The organism is Methylomonas sp. 2F7 (assembly GCF_057126975.1).
On record NZ_CP195203.1, the window covers coordinates 3,095,530 to 3,114,345 of the forward strand.

The window sequence follows — 18,816 nt, forward strand, 5'->3', positions numbered from 1 at the left end:
TAAATTCACTACCTTTCCAAGGTCGGCGCCTATGGAAAGTATTTATAAATATCTTTTCTGTGTAAGCAACGGGTAAAAATTAGCTCGCCGCTCACAAACTCCAGTCCGATTCTGAAATCGCCAATCCGTATCCGATAAAAGCTCTCATAGCCTTGAAGTTTTTTGACATGATTTAGCTCGACCAACGACTCGGCTTTTTGACAATCAATAATGAGCTCCTTAACCTTTGCCAGCAATTTATCGTCTTTGATATTCCGTAAGTCTTTAGCAAATTTGGCTTCGAACCGGACTTTCATTTTGCGCCATTATCGAGAATAGAAAAAATCTCATCTTCGGATACAAATTGATCTTTTCTACCCTCGGCAATAGCATTAGCTAATCCAACTTCCTCCAAGGCCTCCAAAACCACGTCGTACAATATATCCCGCTTGGTTTTGAGTAAGTCGATCATCACCTCGGTGAGTAACTCTTTGGTTTTTTCGTCGCTTATTGATAATTCCATAAACTTATTCTCCTACCTATTTGATGACTTTTTTCCTCCGAATACGCTTCGCTATTCGGAGCTGGCTTCAATTTTTTTGTTTTAACAAATGTTTGTAGGATGTACCGGCGTAAGGAGACGCATCAGTCTTCGGTTGTTTTTTATTCATTATGCAAGAGTGGCTGAATTAATGTAGCGTGATTAAACCTACATGCCAAATTTGTTAGTTAATTTTTTTATAACAAAATCATTATCATCAATTGATTTAAAGAAATTCAGCTCTTCAAAAAACCACTTAATTTGTTTTTGCGCAAAGTTAACTTCATTTTCAGAAGCGTTTCTTAAGTAAAAATCTTCCGAAAGACCTAATGCCAACAAACGATTGATGAATATCAGTTCTATATATTTTTCAAAATCGTATCTCTCAGACAACTGAATCTTTAAGCCATTGATAATGGACTCATAGTTACCGACATTTCTGTCTACCGCGATGCCACCATCTTTAGAGGTTTTTATAAAGTACCTAAAATTTGGGTAATACCTCAATCCATTGGCGTCATCTTCAACATGATCTGTAAATCCGGATACTGCGATAAAAATATTTCCTTCGGAATCCAAACGTAAATTATCTTTCAGAATAGCTCCTTCAGGTTGATCAACCATTCTGGCACCACCTAAGCCTAATTCCCCTGAGACTTCGTTTTTAATTAAAGACACAAAAGCGCTACAGCAGTGATTGCCACCAGATTGCAACACTAAAATAACTCTTCCGTCGCCAAGATCGGCAACATTTTTATCGTAAAACACATACGATTCATCCATTAAATACGCAATTTTGCTATTAACGCTACTTAACACAACAAATCTTGCGTCCAAAATTTTCCTGTCCGCTCTGATACTTTTTATAACGTATGTTTTTTCCGTATTTTCAATTTTTAATATGTCGTTTCCAGCGTAAATCGCATTTTTAACATTAAATACCGTTTCAATCGGAACAATATTAATATCGCCCCAAGCATTCACTGAAAAAATAATGGCAAGCGTTACTAAGAAAAAATTGCGCATTTTATTTATATTGATGACGGCAGATTGATTGGGTAACTATATTTCATCATTCGGCTGTTCGCCTAACTGGCGTCAGCCCTACGCAACTTAATCTTCAATTCCGCAAACAAGCGTTTAATCATCTCGCCGCTGAAACCGCGTTGCTGTAAAAAGCGACTACGCTTCAACCATTCATTTTGGCTCCGCAATTTTTCGTCGTCGTATTTACGCGAATACACCTCCAGCAGCACGGTTTGCCATCCGCCCAGCTCCTCGGCATGCGCATCCAGATCGACATCGTTGATACCGCGCTGTTGTAGCTCATAACGAATTCGCACTGGCCCGTATCCGCTACGGATACGCTGCCGAACATAACATTCGGTGTAGCGTTCGTCGTTTTGCCAATTCAGCTCGGCCATCCCATCGATGACCGGCTCAGCTTCATCGCGGTTAAATCCACGCAAAGCCAATTTGTCCAGTAATTCCCGGCGGCTATGTTCGCGCCGGGACAACAACCTTAGGCAGACTGCTTCAATTTGTTGCCGACGCTCAATCGCCGTCGACAAACTCGGCATCGTCGTCTTCACTGACTGCTGCCGGTGCGGCCGCTAACTTGGCAAAGGCTTTTTCGCGGATAGCTTTTTCCAATTCGGCGGCTTTGTCCGGATTATCCCGTAAGAACTGCTTGGCATTGTCCTTGCCTTGGCCGATTTTCTCGTTATTGTAGGCATACCAGGAACCGGACTTTTGCACGAAGCCAAACTCCACACCTAAATCCACCAACTCGCCGAAGAAAGACACGCCTTCGCCGTACAGAATTTCGAAGTCGGCTTGTTTAAACGGCGGTGCGACTTTGTTTTTAACCACTTTGACGCGCGTTTCGTTGCCGATTACCTCGTCGCCTTTCTTGATCGAACCGATGCGGCGAATATCCAGACGCACCGAGGCATAAAACTTCAAGGCATTGCCGCCGGTGGTGGTTTCCGGGTTGCCGAACATCACCCCAATTTTCATCCGCAATTGGTTGATAAAAATCACCAGCGTATTGGAACGTTTGATGTTGGCGGTGAGTTTACGCAAGGCTTGCGACATTAATCGCGCCTGCAAGCCCATATGCGAGTCACCCATGTCGCCTTCTATCTCGGCTTTTGGGGTTAAGGCTGCCACCGAGTCGATGACGACAATGTCTACCGCGCCGGAGCGCACCAGCATGTCGGTGATTTCCAGGGCTTGCTCGCCGGTATCGGGCTGCGACACCAGCAGGTCTTCGATATTGACGCCGATCTTTTGCGCATAAACCGGGTCCAGCGCGTGCTCGGCATCGACAAACGCCGCCGTGCCGCCCAGTTTTTGCATTTGCGCGATGGTTTGCAGCGTTAATGTGGTTTTACCGGACGATTCCGGTCCGTAAATTTCGATGACCCGACCGCGAGGTAAACCACCGACACCCAGGGCAATATCCAAGGACAGCGAACCGGTGGACACCACTTCGATATCGCGACTGGCGGCGACGTCGCCCATCCGCATCACGGAGCCTTTGCCGAATTGCTTTTCGATCTGCATCAACGCGGCGCCCAGCGCCTTTTTCTTGTTTTCGTCCATTTTAGTACCTGCTGTTGTCTGGCCGGTGAAAGCCGCGCATTATCCCATAGACCCTGGCTGTGAAACAGTTTTAATCGCTCTACAAACCGTAGAAAAAGCCGGCAGCGAGTTGCGGGTTGAAAGGAAAATACAAGTGCAGATATGAGGCTTGTAAGGAGCCGCAGCGGAAAAAGCCTTCGCCATGCCCAAAGCTGCGTTGCGCGGTGGAGGTAGCGAACGGTTCCAGAGCGGTTTCCAGTTTGGAAAAATGAAAGCTGTGGCCGCGAATCTCGCCCTGCTCCAATTGCAGACTATGCATACCGAGGTTGGCTAACCTAGTTTGCATGGCGGCGCTACCGGATAACAAACCTACCATCGCCGCTCGCTGGCCTTCCTTGTCCGCCAGACTATCCAGCAAATACAAAAAACCGCCGCATTCGGCATAGATGGCTTTACCAGCGCGATGATGCGCAGCTAAAGCCTGCTTCATCGCCACGTTGCCTGCCAACGCTTGCAGATGCAGTTCAGGGTAGCCGCCCGGCAAATAAACGCTATCGACCGCCGGCAAGACACTATCGGCCAGCGGCGAGAAGAATGCCAACTCGGCACCCATCGCTCGCAAACAATCCAGATTGGCTTGGTAGATAAACGAAAACGCCGCATCGCGCGCCACCGCGATGCGTTTACCTGCCAGCAAGCGCGGCGGCGGATTGGCGGAAACGTTGGCAAACGCGACTGGGGCCGGCAAAACACAGGACGTAAAGCTGTTTAATAATTCCGCGGCGCGCGCCAGCCGGGCATCCAGATCGCCAATTTCATCGGCTTGCAGCAAACCCAAATGACGGGACGGCAAACCCACCGCGTCGTCTCGACTGATTGCCGCCAACAAAGGCATGCCCGCCGGCAAGGCTTCCTGAAGCATCCTGGCATGACCGGCACTGCCGACCTTGTTGGCTATCGCGCCGGCAAACGGCAAACCAGGCCGGTAATTGGCTAAGCCGTAAGCCACGGCAGCAAAGGTTTGCGCCATGCCTTGCGCGTCGATCACCGCCGCGACAGGCATCGCCAAGGCCTGGGCCAGATCGGCGCTACTGCTATCGCCGTCGAACAAACCCATCACCCCTTCGATCAATATCAAATCCGCTTCGCCTGCGGCTCGGTACAACAACTCGCGGCAATGCGCCTCGCCCATCATCCATAAATCCAGCTGGTAAACAGGCTGTCCGCAAGCGAAAGCCAAAATTTGCGGATCGATGAAATCCGGGCCGGTTTTGAACACCCTTACCCGGCGGCCTTGCTGCCTATGGTGATAAGCCAGCGCGGCGGTGACGGTAGTTTTGCCTTGCCCGGAAGCCGGAGCGCTGATCAACATAGCCGGACAATTACACGGGTCGGTAGTCGTGGATAAAACGGGAGAAACAGTCAAAATATCAGTCCTTTTGGTAAAACCACATTTGATAAACACTCATTAATATTTGCACGCCCATCGATAAGCCCATCAACGCACCACTGAGGACTACCACATAGGCAAATTCAGAAATATGCTTGGTCACAAACCAGGACACCACGTCCAATAGCATCGCAAAAAACGGAATCACCAGCGCCACCCGTTTGACGTAAATATTCATGTCGCAGAGCAGAAAAATTTTGCCTATAAAAAACAGGATGAAAGCAATGCCGAACAAATGAATGTGCGACACCCTTACCAGCGCCGGCGTCGACGCCCCGCCCTTATGCGCGACTTCGGCAACACCTTCATAATGGGTCAGATTAGGCAGACTCGGGTTGGCCGCCGGATTGTGACAATGAATACAATCACGGCTCAAAATCGGCGCAATCTGTTGCTCGTAAGGCTGTTGCTCAGCGCCATCCTGAATCCATTTCAAAATAACTTCTTTATCGCTTTTGTATTTCAGATTGGGCTCCATGATGCCGTTGATCGCCGCGCCCAGTCGCGATTGAGTGGTGGAACCGTGGTACATAATGACGATATCGTCGATTGACAACCCGCGCTTGCCGTCGCGGCCTTGATGGGTGTAATACAAATTCACCAAAGCCATCAGATAGCCTAAGCCGATGGTCAACAGGAATACGGTGTTTAATATTTTCTCACTGGTGGAAATATCTCGAAAACGGCGATATTGTTTGGGCATAGGCGACTAAGAAAAAGACAAAGTGGGCACGATCCATGGTGCTAGACTGGCGCTGAGGAAGCCTCTAACAAGCCAGAGCGGCTCCCCAGCTACTCAATGGCATCAAATGGCTTTTAGAATAATCGATATGCAAATATTGATCTATGCCAAGTTCGCGGAAAAATCCTACCGGCGATTTTTATTTTTATCGCATAATCGACCACGGTTAAGCGCCAAGAATGCTCCAAGCTATCAGGGAGCACGTTCTGGTTTTGAATGAATTTTCCAACGTCCACCCTTTGCTAACACCGCAAAAATAACGATGAAACTATCCCCAGCGATTTAAGTCATTGGGAAATCCAACACAGCAGGAGCACACATGCGCACATTATTACTTTCCTTACTTGCCGCTACCGCCTTTTACAGCAGCTTATCAACAGCTCAAGCCCAAGATTCCGCTAGCGTGGCAGTCCCGGATAAAGTCAGGGCCAATATTTTGAAACGACACCCGCAAGCACAGGACCTGAAAGCGACTCAGGAAACCCACTTTGGTCAACAGCTGCTGGAAGTCAGCTTTAAAGATACTGAAGACGAACTGAAGCATGAGTTATTTAGAGCGGACGGCGCGTTGTTTGCGAACGAAATCCTGTTGGCAAACGGCCTGGAAATATCGCCTGATGTGACCAAAGTGCTGGCCGATAACTTCCCCGGCTATAAGCTGCATAAGGCGGAATTGGTGATTAACCCGAACGGCGTGGGCGAAGAATACGAATTGTTTATCGAAGTGGGCGGCAGCAAATGGAAAGTTGCGGTCAACGACAAAGGCAAAATCACGGACAAAGATGCCTACTAAACACTCACTCTCCACGCATGTTATTCCGGAATCCTAGGACTTCCGACCCATTAACCGGGCTCTTAAATTCCCTGGTTCCGTCATTCCCGCGTAAGCGGGAATCCAGCGTGAAAAATGGTCTCCCGCCTACGCGCTACGCGGGAGCGACGATATTGAGGGCCGGGTTAGTAAATTCCGGCCATTCTCATCAGTGTTTTTCTTATCTCTAAGCCGACTGCCTTTGCCGACGCCCGGTACTACTAACGGCAGCACCATCGACACGCGGAGGAAGCGGACAGAGTAAAGCACATCGCTAGCCGTTTACTCTGATTCCTGGATTCAAAATCCAATTCACAGCAAATCCGCTATTTTCCGCCCCACCTTGCTGGTCTTACAATATCGGTATGACTCAAAATAATTCTTCCATCGCCAAACTGTTTCCCGGCTTTTCAGACGCTGATAGCTTACAGATAGGCCAAGCACTGAAGCTGGTCGAGCAACTTTCGGTGGACTACCACGACACCGTCCGCCCCAAAGGCGTCGATGTCGCAGCGATTTTAATGAGTGTGCATATCGACCTGGAAACTATTCTGGCGGCGCTGCTCAGCGATTCACGCGTTGCCGGCAAACTTAGCGACTCGGCAATACGAGAGCAATTCGGGCCGGTGGTCGCCGACTTGGTTAAGGATGTGAGCTGGCTGAATCATGTCAGCATTTACAGTACCGACATGGCAAACCAGCCCAATCAAGCCGAGATCTTGCGGCGCATGCTGCTGGCGATGACCCACGACGTGCGAGCGGTGCTGATTAAATTGGCTTTCCGCATTCAACGGCTGCGCGGACTACAACACGAGCAAGAAAATATCCGCCGCTTTATTGCCAGGGAAACTCTGGATATTTATGCGCCTCTCGCCAATCGCCTGGGCATTAATCAATTTAAATGGGAATTGGAAGATCTAGCGTTTCGCTATGCCGATCCGGAGCATTACCGCTTCGTTACCGAATCATTGGCGGTCAATCGCGAACAACGCCAAGCCTTTATCGAACGCTTTGTAACGACCCTTAACGACCGTTTAAAACAGGAAGGCATACAGGCCAAGGTCTACGGCAGACCCAAGCACATCTATAGCATCTGGAACAAGATGCACCGCAAGCAGCTGGCGATAAATGAGCTTTACGACTTATTGGCAGTGCGGGTGGTGGTGGACAGTTTGTCTGCCTGCTACATGGTGCTGGGCTTGGCGCACAGCCAATGGCAACATATTCCACGCGAATTCGACGATTACATCGCCAACCCCAAGGAAAACGGTTATCAATCGCTGCATACCGTGGTTTTGGATGAAGACGGCAACCGTATCGAAATTCAAATCCGTACCAAAGCCATGCACGACTTCGCCGAATTGGGGGTAGCAGCACACTGGCGCTATAAGGAAGGCAGCAAGTTCAACGCTGCCACCGAGAAGAACATCGCGTCGCTCCGACAACTGCTGGAAGACAAGGATAACGCCGACAGCTTACTGGAAAACTTTCATACCGAGCTATTTTCTGATCGGGTATTCGTACTCACCCCGGCCGGTAAGCTGATCGACTTGGTCAAGGGCGCTACTCCACTGGATTTTGCCTATGCAATTCATACCGAAGTCGGCCATAGCTGCCGCGGTGCCAAGGTTAACGGTCAGATCAAGCCACTGACCTACAAGCTTTGTTCCGGGGAGCAGGTGGAAATTATCACTGTCAAAAACGGCCAGCCCAATCACAACTGGCTGAATCCCAACCTCGGTTACTTAAAGACCCCCCGCGCGATCAGTAAGGTAAAAAGCTGGTTCAAGCAACAACAGCAGGCCGAAAATGTCGCCGCCGGCAAATTGCTGCTGGATAAGGAGAGTAAGCGGCTGGGATTAAAAACCGTCGATATCAACGAGCTTTTAAGGCATTTTAAATTCTCGGACATAGAACATTTTTACGAAGCGCTAGGACACGGCGACATCAACAACAGGCAATTGGCCGGCGCGCTGAAAATTCCGGAATTGGAACCTACGCCGATTAAGTTGGTGCCAAGCAAATCCCCGACCCAATCGGCGATCACTATCGACGATATCGATAACGTGGTCACCACGCTGGCGCATTGTTGCTCGCCGGTAAAAGGCGACGAGATAATCGGTTTTATCTCGCATAAGCGCGGCATCACTATTCATCGCCGCGATTGCGAGAATATCCGGCATTTATCACCAGAACAGCAACTGCAATTGTTGAAAGCCGATTGGAGTGGTCAACAAACCGTACATCACAGCGTGCCGATTTTGATTCACGCCTTTAATGCGCAAAATTTGCTGAACGACGTTTCTCAGGTACTAGCCGCCGGGAAAGTACATATCAGCAATGCGTCATTGAAGACCCACGACGACTTGTCCGCCATTCTGACTATGACCATTCAAATTGAAAATACCGAGCAGCTCAGTTTGGTGCTGACACGTATCAGTCATTTGCCGAATATTATTGAAGTGAGGAGGAAAGTCTGAATCATCGTAACTTCGACTATCCGGAAGACTTTTTTAGCGGCTCGGCAGACGATTCATGCTAACATAGCCGTTTTAAATTTAGAGCTTTAACTATGGCAAAAGAAGATCAGATTGAAATGGATGGCAAGGTCATCGACACCCTGCCCAATACTATGTTTCGCGTCGAGCTAGAAAACGGTCACATCGTTACCGCCCATATCTCCGGCAAAATGCGCAAGCACTATATCCGCATCCTAACTGGCGATAAAGTCCGCGTAGAAATGACTCCCTACGACCTAACTAAAGGCCGTATCACTTTCCGCAATCGCTAACCCGTCTCCGGGAAAGCGATTGCTTCCCTCGTTCTACACGACTTGATTTAATTCCGAAACGATAAGTTGTTTGCTCTCGATGGCAAAAGCCAAGGCATCGTTCTCGACATGTACTCGTACGTGACCGCCATTCGCTAAACGACCAAACAACAAATCTTCCGCCAACGGTTTTTTGATCTTTTCCTGAATCAAACGCGCCATTGGCCTTGCGCCCATTTTCGGATCGCAACCGTGCTCGGCCAGCCAAGACCGCGCGGCAGGTTCCAAAGTCAATGTAACGTTCTTATCGGCCAATATGGCTTCCAGCTCGAAAATAAACTTATCGACCACACTACCGACCACCGCCATATCCAGCGGTTTGAATTGCACGATGGCATCCAGACGATTTCTAAATTCCGGCGAAAAACCGCGCTCGATCACTTTCATACTATCGGAAGCATGATTTTGCTGAGTGAAGCCAATAGAGGCCCGGCTGCTTTCCTCCGCGCCGGCGTTGGTAGTCATAATTAGAATGATGTTTCTGAAATCGGCTTTACGACCGTTATTGTCGGTCAAGGTGCCGTGATCCATCACCTGTAGCAATAGATTGAACACATCCGGATGGGCTTTTTCCAATTCATCCAACAACAATACTGCATGGGGATGCTTGGTCACCGCTTCGGTCAGTAATCCGCCCTGATCGAACCCAACGTAACCGGGAGGCGCACCGATTAAACGCGATACGGTATGCCGCTCCATATATTCTGACATATCGAAACGAATCAATTCTATGCCCAATACTTTGGCTAGCTGGCGCGTCACTTCGGTTTTACCGACACCGGTAGGGCCGGCAAACAGGAATGAACCGATGGTTTTAGTGGTATCGCGTAAACCCGCCCGTGACAATTTGATAGCTGAAGCCAACTCCGAAATAGCCTCGTCTTGACCGAACACCAGCATTTTCAGATTTTTTTCCAGGTTGGATAGCTTATCGATATCGTTGGACGACACCGATTGCGCGGGCACTCTGGCAATTTTGGCGACAATTTCTTCAATCTCGGCAGTATCAATTAGATCTTTACGCTCGATACCGGCAAACAACCGCTGTCTGGCTCCAGCCTCGTCGATCACATCAATGGCTTTGTCCGGCAAATGCCTGTCGGTGATATAGCGTGCTGATAATTCCACCGCTAGTCGCAACGCTTCTTGGGTATATTTCAGGCCATGGTGCTCTTCAAAGCGTGACTTCAAGCCCTTCAGGATTAATACGGTATCTTCTATCGATGGCTCTATCACATCGATTTTCTGGAATCGCCGCGCTAGAGCATGGTCTTTTTCGAAAATACCACGATATTCTTGATAAGTAGTGGACCCAATGCAACGCAATTGTCCGGATGCCAACACCGGTTTGATCAAGTTGGACGCATCCATCACCCCACCGGAAGCGGAACCCGCGCCAATAATGGTATGAATTTCGTCGATAAATAAAATTGAGTCGGGTTCTTTTTTAAGCTGGCTAATTAAAGCCTTTAGTCGTTTTTCAAAATCGCCGCGATATTTGGTACCGGCAACCAGTGCGCCCATGTCCAAGGAATAAATGACACTATTCAACAATATATCCGGCACTTGTTCTTCGACAATTCGTTTCGCCAAACCTTCGGCTATAGCGGTTTTACCGACCCCAGCCTCCCCTACTAATAGCGGATTATTTTTGCGGCGGCGGCATAGCACCTGAATGGTCCTTTCCACTTCCAGCTCGCGGCCAATTAGAGGATCGATGTTGCCTTTCAGGGCTTCTTCGTTCAAGTTGGTTGCGTATTTTTCCAATGGGCTGGACAAAGCTTCATTACTGCCACGGTCGGCTTCCGGCTCTTCACTACTCTCTTTTCTGAACTGCTCGATTTTGGAAACCCCATGCGCCAGGTAATTGACCACGTCCAAGCGGGTGATGTCTTGTTTGTTCAACAGATAAACCGCGTGTGAATCCTGTTCACTAAACAAGGCCACAAACAGATTGGCGCCGGTCACTTCTTTTTTGTCGGAAGCCTGTACATGAAACACCGCACGCTGTAAAACGCGCTGAAAACCTAAAGTGGGCTGGGTTTCTCGCTGTATGCCTTCTGGAATCAGGGAAATGGTTTCGTCTATAAACCGGGTTAATTCGGCCCGCAACGCATTAACATTGCAGCCGCAAGCAATCAAAATCGGTATCGTCGTGACGTTATCCAGCAAGGCCAGCAACAAATGCTCGACCGTGATGAATTCGTGTCTTTTGGCATGAGCTCCAGTAAAAGCAGCGTTCAATGTCACTTCAAGTTCTTTACTTAGCATGGTTACCCCTCACGCCTCTTCCATCGTGCACATCAGCGGGTGATGATGCTCGCGGGAATATTCATTAACAATATGTACTTTCGTTTCAGCAACGTCTTTAGTATAGGTACCGCAAACACCGACGCCCTGTGTATGCACTTGTAACATCACCTGAGTGGCTTTCTCTTGGCTCATGTTAAAAAAATCAGTCAATATTTCGACGACAAAATCCATCGGCGTAAAGTCGTCGTTAAGCAACATAACCTTATACAGTGGCGGTCTTTTCAGCTGCGGCTTGGCTTCTTGCAGCGCGGTGTTACCGTCGCCATCTTTCAAGGGTTCAAAATCTGACATAAGCTTTGGTGCTGTGAATCATTGTGGTCTTAAAAATAGCGTCTTCAACATTAAATTTCAATCTTTGGGCATATAAAAAACATTTCGAGTAAAATGCGCGCCTTTTACCGTTTTCTATCTACATCATGGTTTGGAAACCTCACGTCACCGTCGCCGCCGTGATTGAAAAAGACGGTCGCTTTCTGCTGGTTGAAGAGACAACGGCACGAGGCCTTGCGTTCAATCAACCCGCAGGTCATTTGGAAGAAGGTGAAGATTTAATCAGTGCCGTCAAACGCGAAGTTTGCGAGGAAACAGCTTGGCAATTTGAACCGGAGGCATTAATCGCCACACAACTATGGCGCAGAAATCCACATATGCCCAGTTTTGTTCGCTTCTGTTTTTCCGGCACGGTCAACAACCACAACACAGAACAACCTCTCGATGACGGCATTATCGACACTCACTGGTTAAGCCGCAATGAAATTTACGCAAAACGCCAACAATTGCGCAGCCCTTTGGTTTTAACCACTGTGGACGAATACCTGAAAGGTCACCGTTACCCGCTTACCATCTTACAGTCTTTTATCGATTTAGAATGAGTAAACACATCATCGTCGGCATGTCCGGCGGCGTCGACTCGTCCGTCACTGCATTAATCCTGCAAGAACAAGGCCATAAGGTCACCGGTTTGTTCATGAAAAATTGGGAAGAAGACGACGGCACCGAATATTGCACGGCAATGGAAGACCTGACCGACGCACAGCAGGTTTGCGACAAACTGGGCATAGAGCTGAAGACTGTCAACTTTGCCGCCGAATACTGGGACGACGTGTTCGAAGTATTCTTGTCGGAGTTTAAAGCCGGTCGGACCCCCAATCCCGACATCCTTTGTAACAAACACGTCAAATTTAAAGCCTTTTTGGACTATGCCACCGAAGATCTGGGCGCCGAATACATCGCCACCGGCCACTATGCCCGCGTCGATCAGCACAACGGCGAATTTAGATTATTAAAAGGCTTAGACCCCAACAAGGAGCAAAGCTATTTTTTATATGCGATGGGCCAGAAAGCTTTATCTCGAACCCTGTTCCCGATCGGCCACCTGCACAAACCGGAAATTCGCGCGCTGGCCGATAAGGCCGGTTTTGCCAACAGTCGCAAGAAAGACAGCACTGGCATCTGCTTTATAGGCGAACGCAAGTTCAAGGAATTTCTGCAACGCTACCTGCCCCACCAACCCGGCGAAATGCGCACCCCCGAAGGCCAATATATCGGCAAACACCACGGTCTGATGTACTACACCCTCGGCCAACGCCAAGGCTTGGGTATAGGCGGCGTCAAAGATGCCCCGGACGAACCCTGGTTCGTGCTGGAAAAAGACCTGGACAACAACGTGCTGATCGTCGGCCAAGGCCACGACCATCCCTTGATGCTGCACAACATGCTGGAAGCCGGACAATTGGACTGGTGTAGCAACCAACCCTTGACCGAACCGCTACGTTGCGCTGCCAAGACACGTTACCGCCAGCCCGATCAGGATTGCGTCGTCGAACCCATAACCGGCGGCATCCGCGTCAAAGTCCGCTTCGACGAACCGCAACGTGCAATAACGCCAGGCCAGTCCGTCGTATTTTATGCCGGCGAAATTTGCTTGGGTGGTGGCATCATCGAATCCAAATACAACCGATAACTCCATGCCGGATGGGCTGAATAAAATTAAGTCCATCCCATACTTAAGACAGGAAACCATCATGACACTCACTGCCATCTCCCCCATCGACGGCCGCTATGCCGGCAAAGTTGACGCTTTGCGCCCCATTTTCAGCGAATACGGTTTGATCCGCTATCGCGTAAAAGTAGAAGTACGCTGGCTGCAAGCGTTGGCCGCGGAAGCCAAGATCGTCGAAGTACCGGCTTTGTCGGCCGATGCAATTGCGGTATTGAACGGCATCGTCAGCAATTTCTCCGAAGCCGACGCCCAAGCCGTAAAAGACATCGAGAAGACCACCAACCATGACGTCAAGGCGGTCGAGTATTTTCTGAAAGAAAAGATCAAAGGTAACGCCGAACTGCATGCCGTCAACGAGTTCATCCACTTCGCCTGCACCTCGGAAGACATTAACAATCTGTCTTACGCCTTAATGTTGAAGGAAGGCCGCAGCCTGATTCTGGCCGAAATAGACGCCACCATAGACGCCATCAAAAAACTGGCTTTGGCTAGCGCCGATCAGCCTATGCTGTCTCGCACTCACGGCCAATCGGCAACACCGACCACGGTCGGCAAGGAATTCGCTAACGTCGTCGCCCGCATACAACGCCAGCGCGAGCAATTGGCCAAGGTAGAGCTACTGGGCAAGATCAACGGTGCGGTCGGCAATTACAATGCGCACAGCGTCGCCTATCCGGATGTTGATTGGGCGCAATTCTCGCAAAACTTCGTTGAGTCGCTAGGTTTGGCCTTCAACCCTTACACGATACAGATTGAACCTCATGATTACATGGCCGAGTTTTTCCACGCCCTGTCGCGCTTCAACACTATCCTGTTGGATTTCGACCGCGACGTCTGGGGCTATATCTCGCTGGGTTATTTCAAACAAAAAACCGTGGCCGGCGAAGTAGGTTCCTCGACGATGCCACACAAGGTCAACCCGATCGACTTCGAAAATTCCGAAGGCAATCTGGGATTAGCCAATGCGATTTTCGGCTTCCTGGCCGACAAACTGCCGGTATCGCGCTGGCAGCGGGATTTGACCGATTCCACCGTGTTGCGCAACATCGGCGTCGGCATCGCCCACACCAGCATCGCCATCCAGTCGACCTTGAAAGGCATTTCCAAACTGGAAATCAACCCTGCTTTGATCGACCAGGATCTGGATCAGAACTGGGAAGTACTGGCGGAACCAATCCAGACCGTAATGCGCCGTTACGGGATCGAAAAGCCTTACGAAAAATTAAAAGAATTGACCCGCGGCAATCGTGTCACCGGCGAGGGCATGCGCGCTTTCGTCGAGAAACTGGAGATTCCAACCCAAGCCAAAGCCGAACTGCTTGCACTCACACCGCACAGCTACACCGGTTACGCGGCAGATTTAGCCAAGAAAATCGGCTAACCCTCAGGACAGGTAGTTGCTGAACTTCATCTGGATATTCTTCTTCCTGAGCGCATTCGCCACCGCCGCCTTCAAGCTGCTGGTGCTGGGCGACACCAAGGTGTTTTCCGACTTGATGAATGCGATGTTCAGCCTGGCTAAGACCGCGTTCGAGATTTCGCTGGGACTGAGCGGCGTGCTGGCCTTGTGGCTGGGCATCATGAAAATCGGCGAGCATAGCGGCTTCATCGATTTGTTGACCAAGGCTCTCAATCCATTATTCAGCCGGCTGATGCCGGAGATCCCGAAGGATCATCCGGCGCTCGGTGCGATGGTGATGAACATCGCCGCCAACATGCTGGGGCTAGACAACGCGGCGACGCCGATGGGCATCAAGGCGATGCAGGAAATGCAGACATTGAATCCGCATCCCGAGCGGGCCACCGATGCGCAAATCTTGTTTCTGGTGATCAACACTGCGTCGGTGACGCTGTTTCCGGTGACGATCTTCGCTTATCGAGCACAGCTCGGCGCGGCGAACCCAACCGACGTGTTCATCCCGATATTGATTGCAACCTATATGTCGACGTTTACCGGCTTGTTGGCGGTCGCTGCCGTGCAGAAGATCAATCTGCTGGACAAGGTGGTATTGGCTTATCTGGGCGGCATCACCGCGCTGGTCGTCGGCATTCTGGCTTATTTCGCCCGATTGGATCAGGCGGAAATGTTGCAGCAATCGGCCTTGGTCAGTCACGTGATTCTGTTCAGTCTGGTGATTTCCTTCATCGCTGCCGCCGCTTACAAACAGCTGAATGCTTATGAGTTATTCGTCGAAGGCGCCAAACAGGGTTTTCAGACCGCGATCACCATCATTCCCTATCTGGTGGCGATGCTGGTGGCTTTCGGCGTATTCCGGGCCAGCGGCTCGTTGGAATTGATTACCGATGGCGTAAGGCTGTTGGTCAACTATGCCGGCATCGACAACCGCTTCATCGACGGCCTGCCGACCGCTTTGATGAAGCCGTTCAGCGGCAGCGGGGCGCGGGCGATGATGATAGACACCATGCAGACTAACGGCGCCGACTCATTCGCCGGCCGGCTGGCATCAGTGGTGCAAGGCAGCACCGAGACGACGTTTTATGTATTGGCGGTTTATTTCGGCGCTGTGAACATCAAGCAGATACGTCATGCCGCAGCCTGCGGCATCATTGCCGACTTCGGCGGCATCCTTACCGCTATTTTTGTGACTTATTGGTTTTTCGGCTAAGGCCGACAGGGCGAAAACCCTAAAGGGTACAAGTAAATTCGCCCCTACGTTTTTTGGATACAGACATGCAAATACATTTAAAAACCCTTGGCTGCCGCCTGAATGAAGCTGAATTGGAAACTTGGGCACAGGCGTTTCAGGCCAAAGGCCACGGTATTACTCGCAATCTGAATGACGCACAATTGGTCATTATCAATTCCTGCGCGGTCACGCAAGATGCGGTGAAAAAATCCAAGCAAATGATACGCCGCATCCACCGTGACAATCCGCAAGCCAAACTAGTGGTCAGCGGCTGTTACGCGACCCTGAACGAAACAGAAGCCGCGCAATTAATGGGCGTGGACTTGATCGTCGGCAACCAGGATAAAAACCAGCTGGTGGAAAAAACCCTGGCCGAGCTGAATCTGGACAGCATGCCGGCCATGTCGACCGAACCCGGCGAAGTGTCTTTGTTCAGCCGTGGCCGTCAGCGCGCCTTCGTCAAGGTCCAGGACGGCTGCCGCTACCGCTGCACCTTCTGCATCGTCACCGTTGCTCGCGGCGAAGAAAGCAGCCGGTCCATTCAAGCGGTCATTGACGAGATTAACGAGTTGCACGCTCAAGGTATACAGGAAATCATCATCACCGGTGTGCATTTAGGCGGTTACGGCAGTGACATCAACAGCAATCTGGTCGAATTGATCACCGAAATTCTAAATAAGACTGAGATTCCTCGCTTGCGCATGGGTTCTTTGGAACCTTGGGAGCTGCCAAACGGTTTTTTCGAACTGTTCAAAAATCCAAGACTGATGCCTCACCTACATCTGCCATTACAAAGCGGCAGCGACAGCGTCTTAAGACGCATGGCCAGACGCTGTAAAACGGAGGAATTCGGCCAGATCGTTAAACTGGCCCGCGCGACGATCACGCATTTCAATATCACTACCGACATCATAGTCGGCTTTCCCGGCGAAACCGAATTGGAATGGCAGGAAAGTTTTGATTACATCAAAAGCCTGGGGTTTGGTCATATTCACATTTTTAGCTATTCGCCTCGCGAAGGTACCAAAGCCGCGGGCTTGCCGGATCAAATCGATCAGAACACTAAGAAACAGCGCAGCAAGCAATTGCATGAATTAGCCGCCACAATGAAGCGCAGGTTCATTGCCGAAAACCTCGGCGAGCAGGCCAATATTTTATGGGAAGGGCAAAAAGAGGCGCAGAGTAATGGCACTATCCGCCATTTCGGTTACACGCCGAATTATCTAAGGGTAGCGTGCGACGTAGTACCTGGCTTCATTCTGGAAAATAGGATGGTGGCGGGAGAATTAATCGAAGCTAAACAGGATTTCGTGCTGGTACGTTTGACTTGACGCCATAAAAAAGCCGCAAAGCTGTTTGCTTGGCGGCTTTTTCCCATAAGAGCGGACAGTTTAAATCAATACGGATTCGGATCAAGCGGCCCTCGCCCGCCGCCCTGCATTTCATCGAATTTCAAGACATCTTCGTCCGGAACCTTACCATCATGAATTAGATAATTACGTCTGGAAAGATAGGCGTTTTTGAAAAACTCGTAACGATCCAGTGCTGCTTCGGTGGCGACTTTTTCCATGCCCAATAAATCTGAACGTGCATCGATGACTTTCAATGCGCCAGGTCCAATTGAAACAGCCGCGCCAATCCAATTTGGATTTATATAGATACCGGCATAAGTAAACGGATTCATCGCGGCATCGCCAACCAATCCGAACACACCACGCGGCGAACTAGGTCCGAAAAACGGTAGCACCAAGTAAGGACCGGTAGGTATTCCCCAATAGCCTAAGGTTTGATCAAAGTCTTCATTATGCTTCGGCAAATCGATCATCGTCCCAACATCTATAAGACCGGCAACACCGATTGTGCTGTTCACCAAGAAACGCGCACCGTCCTGACCCGATTGCAGTAGTTTTCCCTGTAAAACATCGTTGGTACAAACACCTATGTCATCGACATTGCTGAAAAAATTAGTAACGGCTTGGTCCGCAAAATCAGGCATAACCCAATCGTAGCCTTTCGCAACCGGTTTCATGACATAATCGTCCACACCGTCATTAAACGATTGCACTCCTCTATTCCAGCCCTCCCATGGATCTTTAGGATCAACACCGCGGGTTGTGGCACAGCCGCTTAATACAGTCAGTAACCCTAAGATAACCCAACTTTTTTTCCCGTCTAGCATAACTTCACCTCTCCAATTGAATATTGTTTATACCTATCCAAAACTCACGTAACATAACGCACAACCGACTTTTCTAGCCAACCACAACTCAATGGAAATAAACCTAAATCCGTTAGGCAACCGTTTCAGAGGTTACCTTCCTGTTATTGTCGATATAGAGACCGCTGGCTTTAATTCGAAAAAAAACCCACTATTGGAAATCGCCGCCGTGATAGTCGAACCAGACACCGATGGTTGGTTACATATCACCGAAAAACATCATTGCAATATTATTCCTTTCAAAAATTCCGAGTTGGATGATGCTGCACTCAAATTTACCGGCATCGACCCATATCATCCTTTCCGCATGGCTATAGAAGAGAAGGATGCACTTACCAAGCTGTTTACCCCTATCAAAGCCGCGGTAAAACGTAATGAATGCAAGCGGGCCATTTTGGTTGGTCACAACCCAGCTTTCGATATCAACTTTTTGAACGCCGCTATCGAACGAACCAACTACAAACGAAGCCCGTTTCATCCATTTAGTAGCTTCGACACTGCCACACTAGGTGGACTAATGTACGGCCAAACAGTTTTAGCAAAAATTGCTCAAGCCGCCGGGATTATCTGGGATAACGAGAAAGCACATTCAGCACTCTACGATGCCGAACAAACCGCAGAATTGTTTTGCCTGATTATCAACCGGTGGAAAAAATTAAGCGAGTACGAAGCGACATAAATCTACTCAATTAGCGA

19 protein-coding genes are annotated in these 18,816 nt (G+C 49.6%); 9 read left to right on the plus strand and 10 right to left on the minus strand.

Going from position 1 to position 18,816, the window contains the following annotated elements; translation table 11 throughout:
• Positions 1–29: 29 nt before the first annotated feature.
• The 7 genes from ACR64Q_RS13760 to ACR64Q_RS13790 all read right to left on the minus strand — a co-directional run bounded on the left by ACR64Q_RS13760 (position 30) and on the right by ACR64Q_RS13790 (position 5,259).
• Complete coding sequence (locus ACR64Q_RS13760; protein WP_026601382.1) at positions 30–296, minus strand: type II toxin-antitoxin system RelE family toxin; 267 nt, start codon at positions 294–296, stop codon at positions 30–32.
• Positions 293–502, minus strand: coding sequence for a hypothetical protein (locus tag ACR64Q_RS13765; RefSeq protein ID WP_026601383.1), 210 nt, complete (start codon positions 500–502; stop codon positions 293–295). Before ACR64Q_RS13765 ends, ACR64Q_RS13760 begins: the two co-directional genes overlap by 4 nt.
• A 186-nt stretch (positions 503–688) precedes the next feature.
• Complete coding sequence (locus ACR64Q_RS13770; protein ID WP_026601384.1) at positions 689–1,546, minus strand: hypothetical protein; 858 nt, start codon at positions 1,544–1,546, stop codon at positions 689–691.
• Positions 1,547–1,608: 62 nt separating this feature from the next.
• Positions 1,609–2,100, minus strand: coding sequence for a regulatory protein RecX (locus tag ACR64Q_RS13775; protein ID WP_026601385.1), 492 nt, complete (start codon positions 2,098–2,100; stop codon positions 1,609–1,611).
• Entirely contained in the window at positions 2,075–3,127 is a 1,053-nt protein-coding gene (gene recA / locus ACR64Q_RS13780) for a recombinase RecA (RefSeq protein ID WP_020482544.1), read from the minus strand. Before recA ends, ACR64Q_RS13775 begins: the two co-directional genes overlap by 26 nt.
• Before the next feature lie 79 nt (positions 3,128–3,206).
• Complete coding sequence (locus ACR64Q_RS13785; protein ID WP_026601386.1) at positions 3,207–4,478, minus strand: cobyrinic acid a,c-diamide synthase CobB; 1,272 nt, start codon at positions 4,476–4,478, stop codon at positions 3,207–3,209.
• A 58-nt stretch (positions 4,479–4,536) separates the two neighbouring features.
• Positions 4,537–5,259 (minus strand): hypothetical protein, encoded by a 723-nt coding sequence (locus tag ACR64Q_RS13790; protein ID WP_026601387.1) that lies wholly within the window; start codon positions 5,257–5,259, stop codon positions 4,537–4,539.
• A 358-nt stretch (positions 5,260–5,617) separates the two neighbouring features.
• Between ACR64Q_RS13790 and ACR64Q_RS13795 the strand changes: the two genes are divergently transcribed.
• From ACR64Q_RS13795 to infA, 3 genes are all read left to right on the plus strand, one after another.
• Positions 5,618–6,091, plus strand: a complete 474-nt coding sequence (locus tag ACR64Q_RS13795) for a hypothetical protein (protein ID WP_020482547.1) — start codon at positions 5,618–5,620, stop codon at positions 6,089–6,091.
• A gap of 383 nt (positions 6,092–6,474) precedes the next feature.
• Positions 6,475–8,589 (plus strand): RelA/SpoT family protein, encoded by a 2,115-nt coding sequence (locus ACR64Q_RS13800; protein WP_026601388.1) that lies wholly within the window; start codon positions 6,475–6,477, stop codon positions 8,587–8,589.
• Between the two features lie 92 nt (positions 8,590–8,681).
• The gene (gene infA / locus ACR64Q_RS13805) at positions 8,682–8,900 is read left to right on the plus strand and encodes a translation initiation factor IF-1 (RefSeq protein WP_013819653.1); all 219 of its coding nucleotides are present in this window, start codon (positions 8,682–8,684) and stop codon (positions 8,898–8,900) included.
• 33 nt (positions 8,901–8,933) lie between these two features.
• Here the strand turns inward: infA and clpA are convergent, their stop codons facing one another.
• Complete coding sequence (gene clpA, locus ACR64Q_RS13810; RefSeq protein ID WP_313732176.1) at positions 8,934–11,210, minus strand: ATP-dependent Clp protease ATP-binding subunit ClpA; 2,277 nt, start codon at positions 11,208–11,210, stop codon at positions 8,934–8,936.
• A gap of 9 nt (positions 11,211–11,219) precedes the next feature.
• Positions 11,220–11,543 (minus strand): ATP-dependent Clp protease adapter ClpS, encoded by a 324-nt coding sequence (clpS, locus tag ACR64Q_RS13815; RefSeq protein ID WP_020482550.1) that lies wholly within the window; start codon positions 11,541–11,543, stop codon positions 11,220–11,222.
• A gap of 125 nt (positions 11,544–11,668) precedes the next feature.
• Here clpS and ACR64Q_RS13820 point away from each other — a divergent pair, with 125 nt between their 5' ends.
• From ACR64Q_RS13820 to mtaB, 5 genes are all read left to right on the plus strand, one after another.
• A complete protein-coding gene (locus ACR64Q_RS13820; protein WP_026601390.1) occupies positions 11,669–12,124 on the plus strand; it encodes an NUDIX hydrolase in 456 nt (151 codons plus the stop codon).
• Positions 12,121–13,215 (plus strand): tRNA 2-thiouridine(34) synthase MnmA, encoded by a 1,095-nt coding sequence (gene mnmA / locus ACR64Q_RS13825; RefSeq protein WP_313732175.1) that lies wholly within the window; start codon positions 12,121–12,123, stop codon positions 13,213–13,215. Before ACR64Q_RS13820 ends, mnmA begins: the two co-directional genes overlap by 4 nt.
• Before the next feature lie 61 nt (positions 13,216–13,276).
• Positions 13,277–14,635 (plus strand): adenylosuccinate lyase, encoded by a 1,359-nt coding sequence (gene purB, locus ACR64Q_RS13830; protein ID WP_026601392.1) that lies wholly within the window; start codon positions 13,277–13,279, stop codon positions 14,633–14,635.
• Between the two features lie 16 nt (positions 14,636–14,651).
• Positions 14,652–15,881 (plus strand): nucleoside recognition domain-containing protein, encoded by a 1,230-nt coding sequence (locus tag ACR64Q_RS13835; RefSeq protein WP_313732174.1) that lies wholly within the window; start codon positions 14,652–14,654, stop codon positions 15,879–15,881.
• A 65-nt stretch (positions 15,882–15,946) separates the two neighbouring features.
• Positions 15,947–17,233 carry a tRNA (N(6)-L-threonylcarbamoyladenosine(37)-C(2))-methylthiotransferase MtaB gene (gene mtaB, locus ACR64Q_RS13840; protein WP_313732173.1) on the plus strand — a complete coding sequence of 429 codons (1,287 nt, stop codon included), beginning with the start codon at positions 15,947–15,949 and terminating at the stop codon, positions 17,231–17,233.
• Between the two features lie 65 nt (positions 17,234–17,298).
• Here the strand turns inward: mtaB and ACR64Q_RS13845 are convergent, their stop codons facing one another.
• A complete protein-coding gene (locus ACR64Q_RS13845; RefSeq protein WP_036275677.1) occupies positions 17,299–18,081 on the minus strand; it encodes an MlaA family lipoprotein in 783 nt (260 codons plus the stop codon).
• 91 nt (positions 18,082–18,172) lie between these two features.
• Between ACR64Q_RS13845 and rnt the strand changes: the two genes are divergently transcribed.
• The gene (rnt, locus tag ACR64Q_RS13850) at positions 18,173–18,799 is read left to right on the plus strand and encodes a ribonuclease T (RefSeq protein WP_026601396.1); all 627 of its coding nucleotides are present in this window, start codon (positions 18,173–18,175) and stop codon (positions 18,797–18,799) included.
• Positions 18,800–18,816 lie beyond the last annotated feature (17 nt).